We start from the raw sequence: 18225 nt of genomic DNA on the forward strand, positions 1-18225 counted from the left end.
CATGGCACCGGCATCGGAGGGATCGGGCGCGCGGGGGTCGCTGCACGTGGCGATCATCATGGACGGCAACGGGCGGTGGGCCACGGCGCGCGGCCTGCCGCGCACGGCCGGCCACCGGGCGGGGGTGCGCACCGCGCGGGCGATCGTCGAAGCAGCGCGCCGTGCCGAGGTGGGGATGCTCACGCTGTACGCGTTCTCGTCGGACAACTGGGGGCGCCCGCAGCGTGAGGTCACGGCGCTCATGCGCCTGTTCCGCCGCACGCTGCTCGCCGAGTCGCGGCGTTGCGCCGACAACGGGGTGCGGCTGTCGGTGATCGGACGCCGCGACCGGCTGCCGGCGATCCTGCGGCAGACGATCGACGAGGCGGAGGCGATGACGGCGTCGTGCACCGACATGCAGTTGCGCGTGGCGGTGGACTACTCCGCGCGCGACGCGATCCTGCGGGCCGCGGCGCTGGCCCAGGGCCGTTCGCTCTCGCGCGAACAGTTCGCCGAACTGCTGGCACAGGCGGACCATGGGGGCGCGGGCACGCGCGACGTGGACCTGCTCATCCGCACGGGAGGCGATCAGCGCCTGAGCGACTTCCTGTTGTGGGAGTGTGCATATGCCGAACTGGCGTTCACCCGGCGTCTGTGGCCGGAGTTCACGGCCAGGGATCTGCTCGAGATGCTTGACGATTTCGAGCGCCGAGAGCGGCGGTTCGGCGGGGTGCCGGCGCAGGCGGCGAGTTGACCGTCGCCGAGCCCTGCGGGCGCGTTTCGCGACCGCAGGGGAGTCTTGCGCTCGGCGAGCGTCAGTAGCGGGCCTCGAGCCCCGCGATGACCCGCACCGTGTCGCGCGCTATTAGCAATTCCTCATCGGTGGGGATGACCCAGACCTCCACGCGCGAGCCGTCGGCGCTGATGCGCCCCTCGGCGCCGCCGACGGTGCTCGCATTGCGCGCCGGGTCGAGGGTCACCCCCAGCCAGTCGAGGCCGGCGCAGATGCGCTCGCGCACGGGCGCGGCGTGCTCGCCGATGCCGCCGGCGAACACGATCGCGTCGGCGCCGTTGAGCGCGGCCAGGTAGGCGCCGATGTATTTGCGCGCCCGGTAGCAGAACAGCTCGATGGCGAGTTTCGCACGACGGTCGTCGTGCTCGTTCGCCTCGGCGAGCAGGTCGCGCATGTCGTTGGTGAGTCCCGACACGCCCAGCAGCCCCGACTGCTTGTTGAGCAGATTCTCGACCTCGTTCAGGGACAGCCCCTCCTTGGCCGCCACGTGGTCGAGGATCGCGGGGTCGAGGTCGCCCGAGCGCGTGCCCATGACCAGTCCTTCGAGCGGCGTGAACCCCATCGAGGTGTCCACCGAATTGCCGGCATCGACGGCGCACATGGAGCAGCCATTGCCGAGGTGGAGGGCGATGAGCTTGGTCTGTTCGCGCGTGCGCCCGGTGAGTGCGCGGTAGCGCCAGGTGACGTAGCGGTACGAGGTGCCGTGGAAGCCGTAGCGGCGGATGCGGTAGCGACGGTAGAGCTGGTAGGGCAGCGCGTACAGATACGCGCGCTCGGGCAGGGTGTGATGGAACGACGTGTCGAACACGGCTACCTGCGGAATGCCGGCGCCCAGGACGGCGCGCGCGGCGGCGATGCCCTTGAGATTGCTCGGGTTGTGGAGCGGGGCGAGATCGATCGTGTCCTCGATGGCGCGGAGGACGTCATCGTCGATGCGCACCGATGAGCGGAATCGCTCGCCGCCGTGGGCGACGCGGTGACCCACGGCTTCGATGGCGCCCACGGAGTCGATATCGACGCCCGAGTCGGGTCCGGCCATCCAGTCGATCACGAATTCGAGCACGGCGCGGTGGTCGCGGGCCGCGACGGTGCCGCGCGCCGTGGGCCGGCCCGGCACCGTGAACGCGTACACGGCCTCGCCGCCGATGCGCTCCACCGTCCCCCGTACCAGCTTCTGATCGGTGTTGTCGCGCATGCGATCGGCGTCGGTGCGCACGAGTTCGAACTTGAGCGTCGAGGACCCGGAGTTCAGGACCAGCACGTTCATGGGATGTACTCCACTGGGCATTCGAGATCGCGGCGTCCTGCGTGCAGCAGGATCGCAGGTTTTCGGATCTGCAATGATTCAGGATGGGTCGGAAACGGCCGGATCCTGCTCGGGCCATTCCCTTGAAGGTACTGCTGGCCCGGGTGAGCAGTACCTTCCGCGTCCGCCGGAGAAAGCAGGTGGTTTCCCGCTCGATCGTGGATCATCGTGGTTCGCCCCTTCGGTTCGTGATGCGGCCTGGCGCGCTGCGGGATGGCTACACGACGAGCCCGATGGCTGCGGCCGCAGCGCGCACATTGGACAGCGCCCGCTCGGGGGTGGATCCGGCGGCCGACAGGTGGCCCATCTTGCGCCCCGGGCGCGCCGATGCCTTTCCATAGAGGTGAAGCCGCACGCCGGGCAGCGCGAGCGCCGGGGTGAAGTCGGGCATCCGGCCGCCGGTCCAGAGATCGCCGAACAGATTCACGATCGCCACCGGCTCCACGATGCGCACGTCGCCCAGGGGCAGGTCGCACACCGCGCGCACCAGCTGCTCGAACTGGCCGGTGGGGCATGCGCGTTCGCTCGCGTGGTAGGAGTTGTGAGGGCGCGGCGCCAGCTCGTTGACGAACAACTCCCCCGTCCGCGTGCAGAACATCTCCACGCCGAGCAGACCTTCGAGTTGCATCGCGCGGGCGATGCCGAGCGCGATCTCGTCGGCGCGGGCCGCGAGGGCGTCGGGCACCGGCGCCGGCAGCACCGACCACGACAGCACCTGATTGGTGTGGTGATTGAGCGCCGGCGTGTAGGCCACGGTCTCGCCCGACGGCCGGCGCGCCACCATGACCGAGATCTCCATCTCCAGGTCGAGTGCCTGTTCGGCCACGGCGTGGCGCTCGCCCAGGGCGCGCCACGCCTCGGCGCACTCGTCCAGCGACTCCACGCGCACCTGGCTGCGGCCGTCGTAACCGCCATGGCAGGACTTCACGAAGCAGGAGCCAAGCGTGCGCACGGCGCCCTGCAGGTCGTCCAGCGTGCGCACGTCGCGGTAGGGCCCGATGGGGAATCGGTGCTTGCCGAGCCAGGCCTTCTGGCGCCCGCGGTGTTGGACGTCGGCGATGATGGCGGGTGCCGGCCGCACCGGCGCGAAGCGCTGAGCGGCCTCGAGGCCGGCGGCAGCGATCTGCTCGATCTCGAGGGTGACGACGTCGCAGTGGCGGGCGAGATCGGCCGCGGCGTCCACGTCGTCGAACGCCGCGGTGACGAGGCGGTCGACCACGGCGTGCGCGGGGCAATCGGGCGAGGGGTCGAGCACGTGCACGGCGTAGCCCATCGTGCGCGCGGCCTGCGCGGTCATCCGACCCAACTGCCCGCCGCCCAGGATGCCGATGGTGGCGCCGGGTGGGATCACCGTCATTTCGTGAGGTGGCGCGAGAGATCGGTCTCGATGAGCACGTCCGCCGCGCGGCGATCGCGCCACTCGCGCAGCCGTTCACGCACGTCGGGCCGGTGCTGCGACACGATGGCGGCGGCGAGGAGCGCGGCGTTCACCGCCCCCGCCTCGCCGATGGCGAGGGTTCCGACCGGTACGCCTTTGGGCATCTGCACGATGGAGAGCAGCGAGTCGAGCCCGTTGAGCGTGGTGGCGGGAATTGGTACGCCGAGCACCGGGACGAGTGTCTTGGCGGCGACCATGCCGGGCAGGTGGGCCGCGCCGCCGGCCGCCGCGATGATCACTTCGAGGCCTCGCGACTCGGCGCTGGCGGCGTATTCGAACATCCAATCGGGTGTGCGGTGCGCCGACACGACGCGTACTTCGTGCGGGATGTCGAGCGCGGTGAGCGTTTCGGAGGCCGCCCGCATGTGGGCGAGGTCCGACTTGCTGCCCATGATGACGCCGACCCACGGCGCCGGGGCGCGGGGAGCGGGGGAGCGGGGCGCGCGCGCTGACGGCATGATGGCAAACCCGTGGTGAAAGGGGGCACGACCGGTGCGCGCCGTAATATAGGCCGCCCGGCGGCGATGCTCCACCGCACGCGCGGGCCTTTCGGTGGGAGCGCGGGGGGCCTATTGTTTTCACCGATCCCCTCCGAGTGCGACGGCCCCCGTTGTGGCGCCCGTGCCTTCGCCGTGAGACCCTGTCATTGACCCCACCCGACGAGGGCAGGCGGCCCTCTCCATCGCCGACGCGACCCTCTGGTGCGGGCCTGCCCGCCGCCGACGACACGTCGTCGCCGCTCGACCGCGCGATGGTGCTGGCCGAGGTGATGGATTACGTCGTCAAGGTATCCAAGCCCACGCCGCTCGTGCTGCCGCGGCCCCGCGTGTGGATACCGCTCACCACGCTGGTGTGCTTCTGCTTCATGCTGTACTCGTTCGCAGCCAAGCCCGATTGGATCTGGGGGCCTCAGTTCGATCCCAATGTGGTCTCGGCCACGCACGATGCCGACATGCGGTTCGCGATGTATCTGCTCGCCCAGCGGATCCTCGAGTACCGCCGGGAAATGGGCTCCGTGCCGGCGACGCTGGCCGACGTGGGTGATCGGATCGCCGGCGTGAAGTACGTGCCGCTCTCCGACACATCGTTCAGCCTGCGCTACGAGGCGAGCCATCCGATCATTCTCTATTCCACGGAATCGATGGACGCGTTTCTCCGCAACGCGATGGACGTGGTGACCGCCGGAAAAGCGAAGTGAGGCTTCGCCGCCCGGGGTTCACGTTCGTCGAGATCCTGATGTCGATGGCGGTGATCGCGATCCTGGCGGGGATCGTGATTCCCAAGACCGGGGATTTCATCAAGCGCGCCAAGGCGGCCGCGGTCGTGGGCGACATCGTGGCCATTCGCGACGGCGTATACAACTACTACACCGACAGCTCGGCGTATCCGCTCACCGGCGCGATGGGGGAGGTTCCGCCGGCCCTGATCAGCTACCTGCCGATCGGCTTCTCGTTCGTGAAGACCGACTACTCGCTGCAGTACAACAACTGGCCGGTGTCGCAAACGATCCCTGGATATCCGTCCACGACCGGGATCATCGGCATCACGGTGGAGACCACGGACCCGCGCGTCGGTCAACTGGTGCAGGCCCTCCTGGCCAACTGGCCGCAATTCCAGTCGGGCCAGAACTACACGTTCATCATCTTCGGGCTCTGAGCCGGCGAGCCGCGCGGCCCGTTAGGCGTAGCCAACGCAAGAACGCGAGCCGCTCGCCGCAAAGGGCGTGCAACTCGCGCTCGGGCTGTCGGTTACGGCGCAGGCTCCCCAGGTAGGACTTGAACCTACGACCCTCCGATTAACAGTCGGATGCTCTGACCAACTGAGCTACTGGGGAATGGTCGTTGAAAGGTATCCGGCGCGGTCTTGATGTCAACGGAACGGCGGCTCAGCGCGCGGCGGCGTGCCGCTCGGCGTACTCGGGATAGCCCGGGAGTACGGTGCGCAGCCACTGCCCAGTGTGCGACGTGGGGTGCCTGGCCACGTCTTCGGGGCGGCCCGACACGACCACCTGGCCGCCCGCGTCGCCGGCTCCGGGCCCCAGGTCGATCACCCAGTCGGCCAACTTGATCACATCGAGATTGTGCTCGACGATCACCAGCGTGTGGCCGGCGTCCACCAGCCGATCGAACACCTGCGCCAGGCGGCGGATGTCTTCGAGGTGCAGCCCGGTGGTGGGTTCGTCCATGATGTAGAGCTTGCGCCCAGTGGTCTTGCCCGCAGTGGCGAGTTCGCGGGCCACCTTGAGGCGCTGCGCCTCGCCACCGGAGAGGGTGGTGGCCGGCTGTCCGAGCTGCAGGTAACCGAGCCCCACCTGCTGCAGCTGCCACAGCGCCTGGCCGAGTTTGTCCTCGTGCGGAAAGGCGCGGATGGCCTCGTCCACGGTGAGCTGAAGCGTTTCGTGGATGTTGCGGCCCGCCACGCGCACGTCGAGTACGCCGGCCTTGAACCGCTTGCCGCCGCATTCGTCGCACGGCACGAATACGTCGGCCATGAACACCATCTCGACTTCGATATATCCGGCGCCCTCGCAGGTGGGACAGCGTCCCCCCTCCACGTTGAAGCTGAAGGTGCCGGCGGTGTAGCCGCGTTCGCGCGACAACGGAGCGGCGGCATACAGCCGCCGAATCTCGTCGAACGCCTTCACGTAGGTCACGGGATTGGAGCGCGGCGACTTGCCGATCGGGCTCTGGTCGATGCTCACCACGTCGTCGACGGCGTCGGCGCCGGTGAGCGCATCGAAGCTGCCCACGCGCTCGCCCAGGTGCTGCTTGGCCGACGTCTCGCCGCGCAATGTGGTCTCAAGGGCGCGCATGAACACGTCGTGCACGAGCGTGCTCTTGCCCGAGCCCGACACGCCGGTGACCGCGGTGACGGCGCCCACCGGGATGCGCACGTCGATGCCCTTGAGGTTGTGCTCGCGGGCGCCGGTGAGGGCAATCCAACGCGGGCCGACCTTGCGACGCTTGGCCGGCAGCGGCACCTCGCGCTCGCCGGTGAGGTACTGGCCGGTGAGCGGACTCTCGGCGGCGCGGGCCATCGGGGCGGCGAACACGAGCTGTCCGCCCTGGGTGCCGCTGGCCGGCCCGAGTTCCACCATGAAGTCGGCGGCGCGGATGGCTTCGAGGTCGTGCTCCACCACGATCACCGTATTGCCGGTGTCGCGCAGCCGCTTGAGGAGGCCGAGCAGGCGGTCCATGTCGCGCGGATGGAGGCCAATGGACGGCTCGTCCAGCACGTACAGGGTGTCGACGAGCTGCGAGCCGAGGGAGTTGGCGAGCCCGATGCGTTGGGCTTCGCCCCCGCTCAGCGTGCGTGTGGCGCGGTTGAGCGTCAGATAGCCGAGCCCGACGTCGCAGAGGAACCGCACGCGGTTGCGGGCCTCGCGCAACACGTGGCCGGCCACCTCGCGGTCGAAGTCGGAGAGCGTGAGGGTGTCGATCCATTCCAGGAGCAGGTCCATGGGCAGTTCGCTCACCTGGGCGATGTGGCGCCCGGCGATGAGCACGTGCAGCGCCTCCGGTTGCAGCTTGGCGCCCCCGCACGCCGAGCAGGTCTGCGCCGTCTGATACTGGCGCAGGAAGACGCGGATGTACTGCTTGTAGCGCTTCTCTTCGAGGTCCTTGAGAAATGGCAACATGCCTTTGAAGCCCTTCACGCGGGCGTTGAGCAGGGCGTGGCGCGCCTTGGCGGGGAGGTCGCGCCAGGGCATGTCCATGGGGATCTTCTCCCGTTTGGCGAACTCGGCCAGCGCGCGGCGTTTGTTGTCGTAGCGCGGCTTGGTCCACGGGTCGAGCGCGCCCTCGCGCAGCGTGCGCTCGGGGCGCGGAACGATCAGCATTTCGTCATACTCGAGCACGGCGCCGAAGCCGTTGCAGGTGGCGCAGGCACCGCGCGGGCTGTTGAACGAGAACAGTTGCGGCGTGGGGGCGGGGGCCGGCGTGCCGTCGTTGGGGCACTGGAACCGTTCGGTGAAGCGCAGGCGGTGCGGGGCGGCGCCCGCCGGCTCGGCGAGTACGATGAGGCAGTCGCCCTCGCCCTCGGCGAACGCCGTGCCCACCGCGTCGGCCAGGCGCCCGCGCAGATCGGGGGTCACCGACAGCCGGTCGACGATCACCAGCGCCTCCTTGGCGAAGGTGATGTCCATGGGTTCGGTGAGCAGGTCGTCGAGGTGCTTCACGACGCCGTCGAGGCTCACGCGCACGAACCCCTGGGCGCGGAGATTCTCGACCACTACCTCGTGCGTGACCTCGTCGGACAGGTGGAGCGGGAACGCGACGGCGAAGCGCGTGCCCTCGGGCAGCGCGGCGACGACGTCGCACACCGACTGTACCGTGTCGGGGCGCATCTCGCGTCCGCACTTGGGGCACACCGTGTGGCCCACGCGCGCCCAGAGCAGGCGCAGGTAGTCGTAGATCTCGGTGGCCGTGCCGACCGTGGACCGCGAGGTCTTGGTGGGGTTCTTCTGTTCGATGGCGACGGCGGGCGACAGGCCGTCGATGGCGTCGACGTCGGGCTTCTCCATGCGCTCCAGGAACTGGCGCGCATAGGCGGAGAGCGATTCGACGTAACGACGCTGGCCCTCGGCATAGATCGTGTCGAAGGCGAGGGACGACTTGCCCGATCCGGACGGACCGGTGACCACGGTGATCGCCCGGCGCGGGATCTGGAGGTCGAAGCCCTTGAGATTGTGCTGGCGGGCGCCGCGCACCACGATCGCTTCTTTCATACGGGGGGGAATCTACTCTCGCCAAGCACGGATCCCCCACCCGGCCCCAACCGCAGGCTGCAAGCTCCGAGCAGACGGCCGCCGGCCGACCGCAGCTGCATCGGCACGCACTGGCGCGAAGGCCCGGTCTCCCCTGTTGCCCCCTTCCGCGGCCTACGGCTAGCATTCCCCATGCCCGAATCCGCCGCCTACCACGACGAGGACGTTCTCGGAAAGGCATACGACGGCCGCCTGATGCGCCGGCTCCTGCGCTACGTGCGCCCGTACCGGTGGCTGGTGGTGGTTTCGCTCGTGCTCCTCATGCTGGACGGTTTGCTCCAGCTGGTGGGTCCGGTACTCACGCAGCGCGTGATCGACGTCGCCCTGCCGCACCACGACGTCGCCATGGCGACCCGCGCGGCCGTGTTGTTCGCGGTGTCGCTCGCCGTGGCGTTCGTGGCGCAGTTCGGCGAGACGATGCTCACCACCCTGCTCGGCCAGCGCGTGATGCGCGATCTGCGCAACGACATCTTCGCGCACCTGCAGCGGCTGCCCATCCGATTCTTCGACCGCACGCCCGTGGGCCGGCTCGTCACGCGCACCACGGCCGACGTGGAATCGCTCAACGAGTTGTTCACGGCCGGCGTGGTGGCCGGACTGGGGGACCTGTTCACGCTCGCCGCGATCGGGATCATGATGCTGATCACCGACTGGCGGCTGGCGCTGGCCGCATTCGGCGTGATCCCGTTCATCTACCTCAGTTCGCATCTCTTCCGGCGGGCGGTGCGCACGTCGTATCGCGACATCCGCACGCGCCTGGCGCGCATCAATGCGTTCCTGCAGGAACGCATCAGCGGCATGCGCATCCTGCAGCTATTCGGGATGCAGCGGCGGGAGGCGGCCGCGTTCGAGCGGCTGAACGAGCGGTACCTCAACGCGAACCTGCGGTCGATCGTGTACTACGCGGTGTACTTCCCGACCATCGAGGTCCTGAGCACGGTGGCGTTGGCGAGCCTGATCGTGGCGAGTGCCCACCGGGTGCAGATGGGCGGGCTGCTGGTGGGCACGGTGGCGGAGTTCCTGCAGCTCGTACGCCGGTTCTTCCAGCCGCTGCAGGATCTGTCGGACAAGTTCAACACGCTCCAGCAGGCCATGGCGGCGTCGGAGCGGATCTTCAACCTGCTCGATGAGCCCGAGGCGGCGAGCGGCGAGTTGGCGGGGCCGTCGGCCGTCGGCGTGGCGCCCGCGGCCGCCGCCGAGCTGGCAACCCTGGCAACAGCGCGCGCCGTGACCATCGCGTTCGAGGAGGTGTGGTTCTCGTACGACGCGCCGGGTACGCCCGAGTCGGAACTGCACTGGGTTCTCAAGGGCGTGAGCTTCGAGGCGTGTCCGGGGCAAACGCTGGCGCTGGTGGGCCACACCGGCGCCGGCAAGACGACGATCGTCAACCTGCTGCTGCGCTTCTACGATCCCCAACGCGGCCGGATCACGGTGAACGGAATGGATACGCGGTACATCCCGGCCAGCGTGCTGCGCGGACTCATCGGCTACGTGCAGCAGGACATCTTCCTGTTCGCCGGGGATGTGGCGGGCAACATCCGGCTGTCGGCTCCGCTGAGCGATGCCGAGGTGGAACGCGCGGCGTCGCGCGTGGGCGCGGACCGGATCATCCGGCGGTTTCCCGACGGCTATGCCCACCCGCTGGGTGAGCGCGGCGGCTCTGTGAGCGTGGGGGAGCGGCAACTGCTGTCATTCGCGCGCGCCATCGCTGCCGATCCGGCGGTGCTGGTGCTCGACGAGGCGACCAGCGCGGTGGACAGCGAGATCGAAGCGGACATCCAGCGGGCGCTGGCCGAGTTGATGACGGGGCGCACGACGATCGCGATCGCCCACCGGCTGAGCACGATCGTGGATGCGGACGAGATCCTGGTGCTGCACCACGGTCAAGTGGTGGAACGGGGAACGCACCGCAATTTGCTGACGCGCCGGGGTCTGTACGAGCGGCTATATCGACTGCAGGTTGGGGGCGGTGACGCCGCACACCGCGGGCCCGAGCGCTTGCCAGCCTCGGGGGTGTTGGGGTAGGTTTTCCGGACGTCGAATCCCGCGCGGTGCGTCCCTCCGGCGCGCCGCGCGCCGTCCCTTCCGACCGCCGCGCCGAGCATTCATGCCGGTCATCCAACTCCACGATCAGAAGTATCCATTGCAGCGCGGACCGACGCGGCTGGGCTCGGGCCCGGACGCGGACGTGCGCGTGGGCGACGATGCGTGGATGGGGGTGCAGGCTGTGCTCGATCTGGGGTCCGACGACCAGGCCGTGATCCGCCGGGCAGGGGAGCGCGGCACGGTGAAGGTGAACGGGTTCGCGCTGGGCGCGGAGCCCATTCCGCTGATGCACGGCGACAAGATCGAGGTGAGCGGCGTGGAGTTGCTGTTCTCCGACGACAAGAAAGCGGGAGCGACGGAACACGTGATGGGCTCGGAGATCGCCGCCATGGCCGCCGCCCGTGGCGGTCCGCCCTGGGCGACCACGTCCACCGGCGGCCGGCTGGTATCGCTGGTGGACGGCAAGGAGTACGCGATCCCCGAGACGGGGGTTGGGCTGGGGCGCGACGCGAGCAACGACGTCGTGGTGTCGCAGAATGCCGTGTCGCGGTACCACGCGCGCATCGAGCCGGAAGAGAGCGGGTACGTGATCACCGACCGGAGCACGAACGGGGTGTTCGTGAACGGTCGTCGTGTCGAGGGGCGCGCGCTGCTGGGCCGCGCCGACGTGATCCGGATCGGCACCGAAGAGTTCCGGTTCTACGCCGACGTGGCGTCGTTGGCCTACCCTCCGGCGCCGGCTGTCCCCCTGCTTCCGCCCAGGCCCGCCCCCGCTCCGCTCTCGCAGGAGCCGGCGACGCTGCCCACGCCGGTGCCGGCGCCCCAGCCGTTGGCCGCCACGACGGGGGAGCCTGGTGCGCGGCCCGTGCTGGCCACCCTGGAGATCCTCAAGGAAGGCCCCAACAAGGGACAACGTATCGAACTGCGCGATGCCCTGTCTCACGTGGGGCGGGGCGCGCACAACGATGTGGCGCTGGGCGACGACAGCGTGAGCGACTCGCACGCCCGGCTGCAGTTGCGTGACGACGGCTGGTACGTGGTGGACGCAGGCTCGACGAACGGCACGTTCGTTGGTGGAGTGCGCATTTCGGGTGAACGGCGGCTGGAGGGCACGCCCGACATCCGCTTCGGCGGCGTGCGGGTACGGTTCTTCCCAGCGCAGGTGGCTTCCATGGCCGCGGCGGGCACGCGGCGGGTTTCGCTGGGCTCCCTCGACGACGTCGCGCCCACGGCAGCCAGGAAGCGCCGCATTCCCACGTGGGTCTGGATCGTCGTGGCGCTCGTGATCGTGACGATCGTCGTCATCTTTCTGATGAACGGGTAATGGTCAGGCTGCTGCACGCCGCGCGCACGGACGTCGGCATGATCCGGTCCGGCAACGAGGACAGCTTTGCCGTGGATGTGAGCGAGGCGCGGGGCGTGTTCATGGTTGCCGACGGCATGGGTGGACACGCCGCGGGCGAAGTGGCAAGCGAAATGGCGGTGCAGATCGTGCTGCGGGAACTGGGCGGAGTGCAGGACCTGCACGCTCCCGATGCGGGCCCGCGGATCGGAGCGGCGCTCAAGCACGCTAACCGCTCCATCCACGATCGAACGATCACCGAGGTGGACAAGCAGGGCATGGGGACCACGGCGTCGGTGCTGCTCGTGTCGAGCGAACGGTACATGATCGGCCAGGTGGGCGATTCGCGCGTGTATCTCCTGCGCGACGGCGCATTTGCGCAACTCACCAAGGACCACTCCTACGTGCAGGAGCAGGTGGACCTCGGCAACCTGACGCCGGAGCAGGCCCGGTACCATCCTTACAGCAACGTCATCACGCGGTGCGTGGGGGCGAGCCCCGACGTGGAGCCCGATCTGTACGAGGGCGAGGTGAGGCCGGGCGACGTGTTCCTGGTAGCGAGCGACGGACTCACGGGCATGGTGGACGACCGGCGGCTGCAGCAGCTCCTGATGGCGCGCACGGTACCGGAGCGCAAGGCACAGGCGCTGATCGCGGAGGCCAACGGCCGCGGCGGGCTCGACAACATCACGGCGATCATCGTGCAGGTGGAATCGGGCGAGCTTGCCGGCGCCGCCGAGACCACGACCGCCGAAGCGCGGGCGGCCGGCAACCGGAATGGCTGAAGGCGAGACGGTGGGCGCCGTGGCCGAGCTGTACCTGGGCAATCTGTTGTACGCGCTCGAGCGAGCGGCGATGTCGCTGGAGAACGAAGGGAAGCCCGAGGATGCGGCGTTCTACCGGGGGATTGCGCGGAAGCTGGCGGAGGCGCGTGGCCGGGAGAAACTTCCGTAGGAGAGTAGGACCGATGACTGCGGAAAGCCGTTCACCCACTACCGTCCTGCTCTCCTACTCTGCAATCATTCGACTTCCCCGATCGAGCATTCCCCGCACTTCCGCCGCCGGCTTCCGCAACAGCTTCAACAGCGGTTCCGGCGGGATCTTCGTCCGGTTGGCCGTGAACACGCGCAGCCAGCGCGCCGAGCGATAGAGCTCCTCCGACAGCTTGGGCAGGTCGATCGCGCCGCGGAGACCGCCGGCGCGGAGGCGCACCACGGTGCCATCGCGGCGCAGCACCGGCATGTCGAGTCCCAGCATCTGCGTCTTGGCGGGGTAATCGAGGAGCAGGTCGCCCGGCGCGAGGCCCATCTCCCGTTCCAGCGCCTGTTGCACGCGTGCCACCAGCACGCGGTCTTCGGCAATCCATTCGCATTCGTCGCCCGACAGTTGGGCAGCGGGGCACTCGAACGACCGCTTGTGCAGGCGGCGTGTGCGCAGGCCGTAGAGCAGGGGTGAGGGGTGGTCGCGCTCCAGCCGCGCGAGCAGGGCCTCGTCGGTGAATCCAGCCAGCGAGCCGGCGTCGAGGGATCCGGCGTCCAGCGCGTCGGAAACGAGGCGCTTGTACATGGCCGTGGCGCTCCGCGCCGCGTGATGCCAGTACACGTTGCGGTACATCTGATATTTGGCGAACAGCAGCGACTCGAGCGCGGCGAGTCCCTTTTCCACGATGCCGAGACGGCGCCGGCCGGTCTCGGGATCGACGAGGATGGTGAGGGTGTTGAGCAGGCGCTCGGGGTCGATCTCACCGTAGCCGACGCCACACATGAACGCGTCGCGGCGCAGGTATTCGATCTTGTCGAGGTCCAGCGATCCCGATATCAGGCCCTGGAGGGCGCCGTCGCTCTCGCCGCGAATGAGAGCGATGACGCGTGCCGGGGCGCCGTGGCCGTACGCGTCGGTGAGTAGCCGGGCGATCTCGCCGCCGGTCACCAGGGGGCGCGCCACCTCTTCGTGGTGGAGCGCGCCGATCTCCTCCAGGGCGTGCGAGAACGGGTAGTGCCCGATGTCGTGGAGCAGGGCCGCGGCGCGCACGATGCCCGACTCCGCGCGCAGGGCGTCGTCGAGCGCACCGCCCTCATCGAGCAGGGCGAGGGCGCGGCGAGCCAGGTGGTAGGCGCCGAGCGCGTGCTCGAACCGGGTGTGCGTGGCCCCTGGATAGACGAGATACGCGAGGCCGAGCTGGCGCACGTTGCGCAGCCGCTGGAAGGCCGGCGTGTCGATCAGCGACCGGGCAACCGGGTCGACCGGGATCGTGTTCCAGAGGGGGTCGCGAAGGTAGAACATTGGAGGAGAAGATACAGCGCGGGGTCGAAGCGGCGCCAACGGAACCTGCGCTGACGAGTACGGTGCCGTTCTTCCGCGCGCCGCATCCGCCTGCGCGGGTTGGCCGTTACCTCGGTCCCGCCCCCGCCACCGCCTGCCCGACCGTGCTGGCAAACTGCTTGAAATTCTCGCGAAACATCGCGGCGAGCTTGGCCGCCTGCGCGTCGTATGCCGCCTTGTCCTGCCACGTCTCGCGCGGCTTCAGCAACTGGTCCGGCACGCCGGGGACGGTCGTCGGCACCTGGAGCCCGAACACCGGATCGGTCTCGGTGTTGGCGTGGGCGAGTTCACCCCGGAGCAGGGACTGCACCATGGCGCGGGTGTAGCCGAGCTTCATGCGCGAGCCGACGCCGGCCGGCCCGCCGGTCCATCCCGTGTTGACGAGCCACACCGTGGCGCCGTGCCGGTCGAGGAGTTGGCCGAGCATCTCGGCGTACTTGGCTGGATGCCACACCAGGAAGACGGCGCCGAAGCAGGCGGAGAAGGTGGCCTGCGGCTCGGTGACGCCGCGTTCCGTGCCGGCCACCTTGGCCGTGTAGCCCGAGAGGAAATAGTACATCGCCTGCTCGCGAGTGAGCTTGGCCACCGGCGGCACCACACCGAAGGCGTCGGCGCAGAGAAAGACCACGTTCTTGGGATGGCCGCCGCGACCCGAGGGCACGTGGTTCCGGATATAGGGCAGCGGGTACGAGGCGCGGGTATTCTCGGTGATCGACTGGTCCTCGAACCGGACCTTGGACGTGGTCGGATCGAGCACGACGTTCTCGAGGATCGTTCCGAACATTTGCGTGGTGGCGTAGATGTCGGGCTCGCCCTCGGCCGACAGGTTGATGACCTTGGCGTAACAGCCGCCCTCGTAGTTGAACACGCCGTCGGCCGACCAGCCGTGCTCGTCGTCGCCGATGAGGTCGCGGTGGGGATCGGCGGAGAGCGTGGTCTTGCCCGTGCCGGAGAGCCCGAAGAACAGTGCCGTGTCGCCGTTGCGTCCGATGTTGGCCGAACAGTGCATGGAGAGCACGCCGTTCTTGGGCATGTAGTAGTTCATGACCGTGAACATCGCCTTCTTCAGCTCGCCGGCGTAGCGCGTACCGCCGATGAGGATCATCCGCTGGGCGAGGTTGAGCACGATGAACGTGCTGGTGCGCGTGCCGTGGCGCTCCGGGTCGGCCTGGAACTCGGGGGCGTGGAGCACCGTGAAATTCGGGGCGAAATCCACGAGCTGGGCGAGTTCGGGGCGGATGAACATGTTGCGGACGAACGCCATGTGCCACGCGTTGGGCGACACGTAGCGCACCGACAGCCGGTGGGCCGGATCGGCGCCGCAGTAGAGGTCCTGGACGAACAGCTCGTCGCGGGCGTTGAGGTGAGCGCGCACGTCGCCGAGCAGCATGTCGAAATGGTCGGGCGAGAGCGGTTGGTTCACCTTGCCCCAATCGACGTCCCGCTCGGTGGACGGTTCGCGGACGACGAACTTGTCCTTGGGCGACCGTCCGGTGTGGGGCTTGGTGATGGCGACGAAGGGTCCCATGTCGGCCAGCTGTCCCTCGCCGCGGTCGATGGCGCGCTGGATCAGCCGGGGTGGGGTGAGGTTCCAGTGCACCGTGCCGCCGGGCGCGAGCCCCTGCGCGTCGAGCGCCCGGCCGGGGGCGGGCGCGGAGGTGGTCTGTGTGGCCATGCTATACCCTCGAAGATTTGGTCGCGACGGGATCCGGCTCGGCGCGTCGCGCGGCGCTGGAGCGTGAGCGCTCCTGGGCGTCGACCACGGCAACGGCAGCCATGTTGACGATGTCCTGGACTTCGGCCCCGCGTTCGAGCACGTGCACCGGCCGGCGCATCCCGACGAGGATCGGCCCGATGGCGGTGGCGCCGCCCAGCTGGATGAGCAACTTGTACGCGATGTTGCCCGCGCTCAGGTTCGGGAAGATCAGCACGTTGGCCGGCTCGGTGAGCGCGCTGAACGGGTAGTCGCGCTCGATGATCCGCATGTCGAACGCGGTGTCGGCCTGCATGTCGCCCTCGACGATGAGCGAGGGGTCGCGCTCGCGCAGCAGCTGAGCGGCGCGGGCCATCTTCTCGGTGTCGGGGCTGCGCACCGACCCGAAGTTGGAATATGACAGCATGGCGATGCGCGGCACGACGCCCATCGTGCGGGTGATGCGGCTGGCCGCATACCCGATCTGGGCCAGCTGCTCGGCGGTGGGATCGAGGTTCACCGTGGTGTCGGCGCAGAAGATCACGTGCTTGGCGAACACGAGCATGTACATGCCGCTGACGATGCCCGCCCGGGAGTGGGCGCCGATCACCTGGAGCGCCGGCCGGATGGTCTCGGGGTAGTGGAGGTTCACGCCCGACACCAGCGCGTCGGCGTGGCCCAGCGCCACCATACAGGAACCGAAATAATTGGAATTGAGCAGTTGGCGGCGGGCCTCGTCGAGCGACAGCCCCTTGCGCTGGCGCTGCTGCCAGTGAAAGTGGGTGTATTCGTCGCGCCGTCCCGAAGTGCCCGGATCCTCGATCGCCACGTCGGCGAGCGAGATGCCCATGCGGGCCGCGGTCTCCTCGATGGCCGCCCGGTTGCCGAGGAGCACGGGCTCGGCGATGCCGTCGTCCACGAGAATCGACGCCGCCCGGATGACCTTGGGCTCCTCGCCCTCCGGGAACACCACCCGCTTGGGATCCTGGATGGCGCGGTTGATGAGTCCGCGCATGATGCCCCGGGCGCGCCCCAGCCGCTCCTCGAGCTGCTCGCGGTACAGGTCCAACTCCACGAACTCGCGCGCCACGCCGCTGGCCACGGCGGCCCAGGCAACGGCCGGGGCTACCCAGAGGAGCACGCGGTGGTCGAAGGGAAAGGGAATGAGGTACTCGGGGCCGAACTTGACGTCACGCAGCCCGTACAGCGCGGCCACGTTGTCGGGCACGTCCTGCTTGGCCAGCGCCGCCAGCGCGCGCGTGGCCGCCATCTTCATCTCCTCGTTGATCTCCGTGGCCCGCACGTCGAGCGCGCCGCGGAAGATGAACGGGAACCCGAGGACGTTGTTCACCTGGTTGGGATAGTCGCTGCGCCCGGTGGCGATGATCGCGTCGTCGCGCACCGACCGCACTTCCTCGGGGAGGATTTCCGGCACCGGATTGGCCAGCGCGAACACGATCGGTCGCGGTGCCATCTCGGCGATCATCTCCGGGGTGACCGCGCCCGCGATGGAGAGCCCCACGAACACGTCGGCGCCGCGCAGCGCCTCGGCCAGCGTGCGCCGATCGGTCCTGGCCGCGAAGCGCGCCTTGTACGGATCCATCTCCGACGCGGCACGCCCGGCATGGATCACACCCTTGCGGTCGCACATCAGGATGTGCTCACGCAGCACTCCGAGCCGCACGTAATGCTCGGCCGTGCTGATCGCGGCCGCGCCGGCGCCCGAGAAGACGACTCTGACCTCGCCGATGTCCTTGCCCAGCACCTCGAGCGCGTTGAGCAGCGCCGCGCCGGAGATGATCGCCGTTCCGTGTTGATCGTCGTGGAACACCGGAATGGACATCGTCTTGCGCAGCGTCTCTTCGATATAGAAGCAATCGGGAGCGCGGATGTCTTCCAGATTGATGCCGCCCACGGTGGGCTCGAGCAGCTGGCAGAACCGGATCACGTCATCGGGGTTTTCCGATCCCACTTCGAGATCGAACACGTCGATGTCGGCGAACTGCTTGAACAGGTTGCCCTTGCCTTCCATCACCGGCTTGCCGGCAAGGGCGCCGATGTTCCCGAGTCCGAGCACGGCCGTGCCGTTGGTGACCACGGCGACGAGGTTGCCCTTGGCGGTGTATTCGTACGCCTTCTCAGGCGATTCCTGGATGTCGAGGCAGGGTTCCGCCACGCCGGGGGAATAGGCCAGCCCGAGGTCGCGCTGGTTGGAAAGCGGTTTGGTGGGGACGACGGCGATCTTGCCGGGCCGTCCCTGCCGATGGTACTCGAGAGCGTCGTCGCGTTTGGTCATGGTGAGACCAAGAAAGTTAGCGCCGGGGGCGGGCGCCCGGCACCATGGACCGCTAAAACGCCGAAAGGGGACCCATCCCACGGGGGACCCGTGGTGGCAGGCCTCGGCAGCGGTTCGCCGAGAACACGACACCACGGACCCCAGACATAAGATGACCATGCGCATGTCAGGCCGTGGTCTGAACCCTACACCTTCAATTGGTCTCCGGGCCGCGCCGCGACCTGGTACAGCACCGGCATCAGGAA

14 protein-coding genes and 1 tRNA gene are annotated in these 18225 nt (G+C 68.7%); 7 read left to right on the top strand and 8 right to left on the bottom strand.

Annotated elements, in window-relative coordinates; genetic code table 11:
* Window position 1: 1 nt before the first annotated feature.
* Window positions 2-733 (top strand): polyprenyl diphosphate synthase, encoded by a 732-nt coding sequence (gene uppS, locus VNF92_11355; protein ID HVA58474.1) that lies wholly within the window; start codon window positions 2-4, stop codon window positions 731-733.
* Between the two features lie 61 nt (window positions 734-794).
* Here uppS and VNF92_11360 read toward each other — a convergent pair whose 3' ends face one another.
* The 3 genes from VNF92_11360 to purE all read right to left on the bottom strand — a co-directional run bounded on the left by VNF92_11360 (window position 795) and on the right by purE (window position 3908).
* On the bottom strand, window positions 795-2039 hold the full coding sequence (locus VNF92_11360; protein ID HVA58475.1) for an acetate kinase: 1245 nt from the start codon (window positions 2037-2039) through the stop codon (window positions 795-797).
* Between the two features lie 256 nt (window positions 2040-2295).
* Window positions 2296-3435 (bottom strand): 5-(carboxyamino)imidazole ribonucleotide synthase, encoded by a 1140-nt coding sequence (gene purK / locus VNF92_11365; GenBank protein HVA58476.1) that lies wholly within the window; start codon window positions 3433-3435, stop codon window positions 2296-2298.
* Entirely contained in the window at window positions 3432-3908 is a 477-nt protein-coding gene (purE, locus tag VNF92_11370; protein ID HVA58477.1) for a 5-(carboxyamino)imidazole ribonucleotide mutase, read from the bottom strand. Before purE ends, purK begins: the two co-directional genes overlap by 4 nt.
* Window positions 3909-4162: 254 nt before the next feature.
* On the opposite strand from purE, the gene VNF92_11375 reads away from it, so the two are divergent.
* Window positions 4163-4714 carry a hypothetical protein gene (locus VNF92_11375; protein ID HVA58478.1) on the top strand — a complete coding sequence of 184 codons (552 nt, stop codon included), beginning with the start codon at window positions 4163-4165 and terminating at the stop codon, window positions 4712-4714.
* Window positions 4711-5172 carry a prepilin-type N-terminal cleavage/methylation domain-containing protein gene (locus tag VNF92_11380; GenBank protein ID HVA58479.1) on the top strand — a complete coding sequence of 154 codons (462 nt, stop codon included), beginning with the start codon at window positions 4711-4713 and terminating at the stop codon, window positions 5170-5172. The genes VNF92_11375 and VNF92_11380 overlap by 4 nt, the downstream gene beginning before the upstream one ends.
* A 104-nt stretch (window positions 5173-5276) precedes the next feature.
* On the opposite strand, the gene VNF92_11385 is transcribed toward VNF92_11380, so the two are convergent.
* Window positions 5277-5350: transfer RNA gene (locus VNF92_11385), tRNA-Asn, on the bottom strand.
* Window positions 5351-5401: 51 nt separating this feature from the next.
* Window positions 5402-8242, bottom strand: coding sequence for an excinuclease ABC subunit UvrA (gene uvrA / locus VNF92_11390; GenBank protein ID HVA58480.1), 2841 nt, complete (start codon window positions 8240-8242; stop codon window positions 5402-5404).
* A 171-nt stretch (window positions 8243-8413) separates the two neighbouring features.
* Between uvrA and VNF92_11395 the strand changes: the two genes are divergently transcribed.
* The 4 genes from VNF92_11395 (at window position 8414) to VNF92_11410 (ending at window position 12623) form a co-directional block, all read left to right on the top strand.
* Window positions 8414-10306 carry an ABC transporter ATP-binding protein gene (locus VNF92_11395; protein ID HVA58481.1) on the top strand — a complete coding sequence of 631 codons (1893 nt, stop codon included), beginning with the start codon at window positions 8414-8416 and terminating at the stop codon, window positions 10304-10306.
* 82 nt (window positions 10307-10388) lie between these two features.
* Window positions 10389-11651, top strand: coding sequence for an FHA domain-containing protein (locus VNF92_11400; GenBank protein HVA58482.1), 1263 nt, complete (start codon window positions 10389-10391; stop codon window positions 11649-11651).
* Window positions 11651-12454, top strand: coding sequence for a Stp1/IreP family PP2C-type Ser/Thr phosphatase (locus tag VNF92_11405; GenBank protein ID HVA58483.1), 804 nt, complete (start codon window positions 11651-11653; stop codon window positions 12452-12454). Before VNF92_11400 ends, VNF92_11405 begins: the two co-directional genes overlap by 1 nt.
* Window positions 12447-12623 (top strand): hypothetical protein, encoded by a 177-nt coding sequence (locus VNF92_11410; protein ID HVA58484.1) that lies wholly within the window; start codon window positions 12447-12449, stop codon window positions 12621-12623. Before VNF92_11405 ends, VNF92_11410 begins: the two co-directional genes overlap by 8 nt.
* Window positions 12624-12677: 54 nt before the next feature.
* Here the strand turns inward: VNF92_11410 and VNF92_11415 are convergent, their stop codons facing one another.
* The 3 genes from VNF92_11415 to VNF92_11425 all read right to left on the bottom strand — a co-directional run bounded on the left by VNF92_11415 (window position 12678) and on the right by VNF92_11425 (window position 17980).
* Window positions 12678-13952 carry an HD domain-containing protein gene (locus VNF92_11415; GenBank protein ID HVA58485.1) on the bottom strand — a complete coding sequence of 425 codons (1275 nt, stop codon included), beginning with the start codon at window positions 13950-13952 and terminating at the stop codon, window positions 12678-12680.
* 106 nt (window positions 13953-14058) lie between these two features.
* On the bottom strand, window positions 14059-15666 hold the full coding sequence (gene pckA, locus VNF92_11420) for a phosphoenolpyruvate carboxykinase (ATP) (protein ID HVA58486.1): 1608 nt from the start codon (window positions 15664-15666) through the stop codon (window positions 14059-14061).
* A 1-nt stretch (window position 15667) separates the two neighbouring features.
* Entirely contained in the window at window positions 15668-17980 is a 2313-nt protein-coding gene (locus VNF92_11425; GenBank protein HVA58487.1) for an NADP-dependent malic enzyme, read from the bottom strand.
* Between the last annotated feature and the right edge of the window lie 245 nt (window positions 17981-18225).

This window comes from Gemmatimonadaceae bacterium (assembly GCA_035533015.1).
Lineage (GTDB): Bacteria > Gemmatimonadota > Gemmatimonadetes > Gemmatimonadales > Gemmatimonadaceae > JAGWRI01.

Bases quoted from the DNA above. Each gene is read 5' to 3' on its own strand.
- VNF92_11410 (HVA58484.1), top strand. From the start codon at position 12,447: ATGGCTGAAGGCGAGACGGTGGGCGCCGTGGCCGAGCTGTACCTGGGC.
- VNF92_11360 (HVA58475.1), bottom strand. From the start codon at position 2,039: ATGAACGTGCTGGTCCTGAACTCCGGGTCCTCGACGCTCAAGTTCGAA.
- purE (HVA58477.1), bottom strand. From the start codon at position 3,908: ATGGGCAGCAAGTCGGACCTCGCCCACATGCGGGCGGCCTCCGAAACG.
- VNF92_11395 (HVA58481.1), top strand. From the start codon at position 8,414: ATGCCCGAATCCGCCGCCTACCACGACGAGGACGTTCTCGGAAAGGCA.
- uppS (HVA58474.1), top strand. From the start codon at position 2: ATGGCACCGGCATCGGAGGGATCGGGCGCGCGGGGGTCGCTGCACGTG.
- uvrA (HVA58480.1), bottom strand. From the start codon at position 8,242: ATGAAAGAAGCGATCGTGGTGCGCGGCGCCCGCCAGCACAATCTCAAG.
- pckA (HVA58486.1), bottom strand. From the start codon at position 15,666: ATGGCCACACAGACCACCTCCGCGCCCGCCCCCGGCCGGGCGCTCGAC.
- VNF92_11405 (HVA58483.1), top strand. From the start codon at position 11,651: ATGGTCAGGCTGCTGCACGCCGCGCGCACGGACGTCGGCATGATCCGG.
- purK (HVA58476.1), bottom strand. From the start codon at position 3,435: ATGACGGTGATCCCACCCGGCGCCACCATCGGCATCCTGGGCGGCGGG.
- VNF92_11400 (HVA58482.1), top strand. From the start codon at position 10,389: ATGCCGGTCATCCAACTCCACGATCAGAAGTATCCATTGCAGCGCGGA.
- VNF92_11425 (HVA58487.1), bottom strand. From the start codon at position 17,980: ATGACCAAACGCGACGACGCTCTCGAGTACCATCGGCAGGGACGGCCC.
- VNF92_11415 (HVA58485.1), bottom strand. From the start codon at position 13,952: ATGTTCTACCTTCGCGACCCCCTCTGGAACACGATCCCGGTCGACCCG.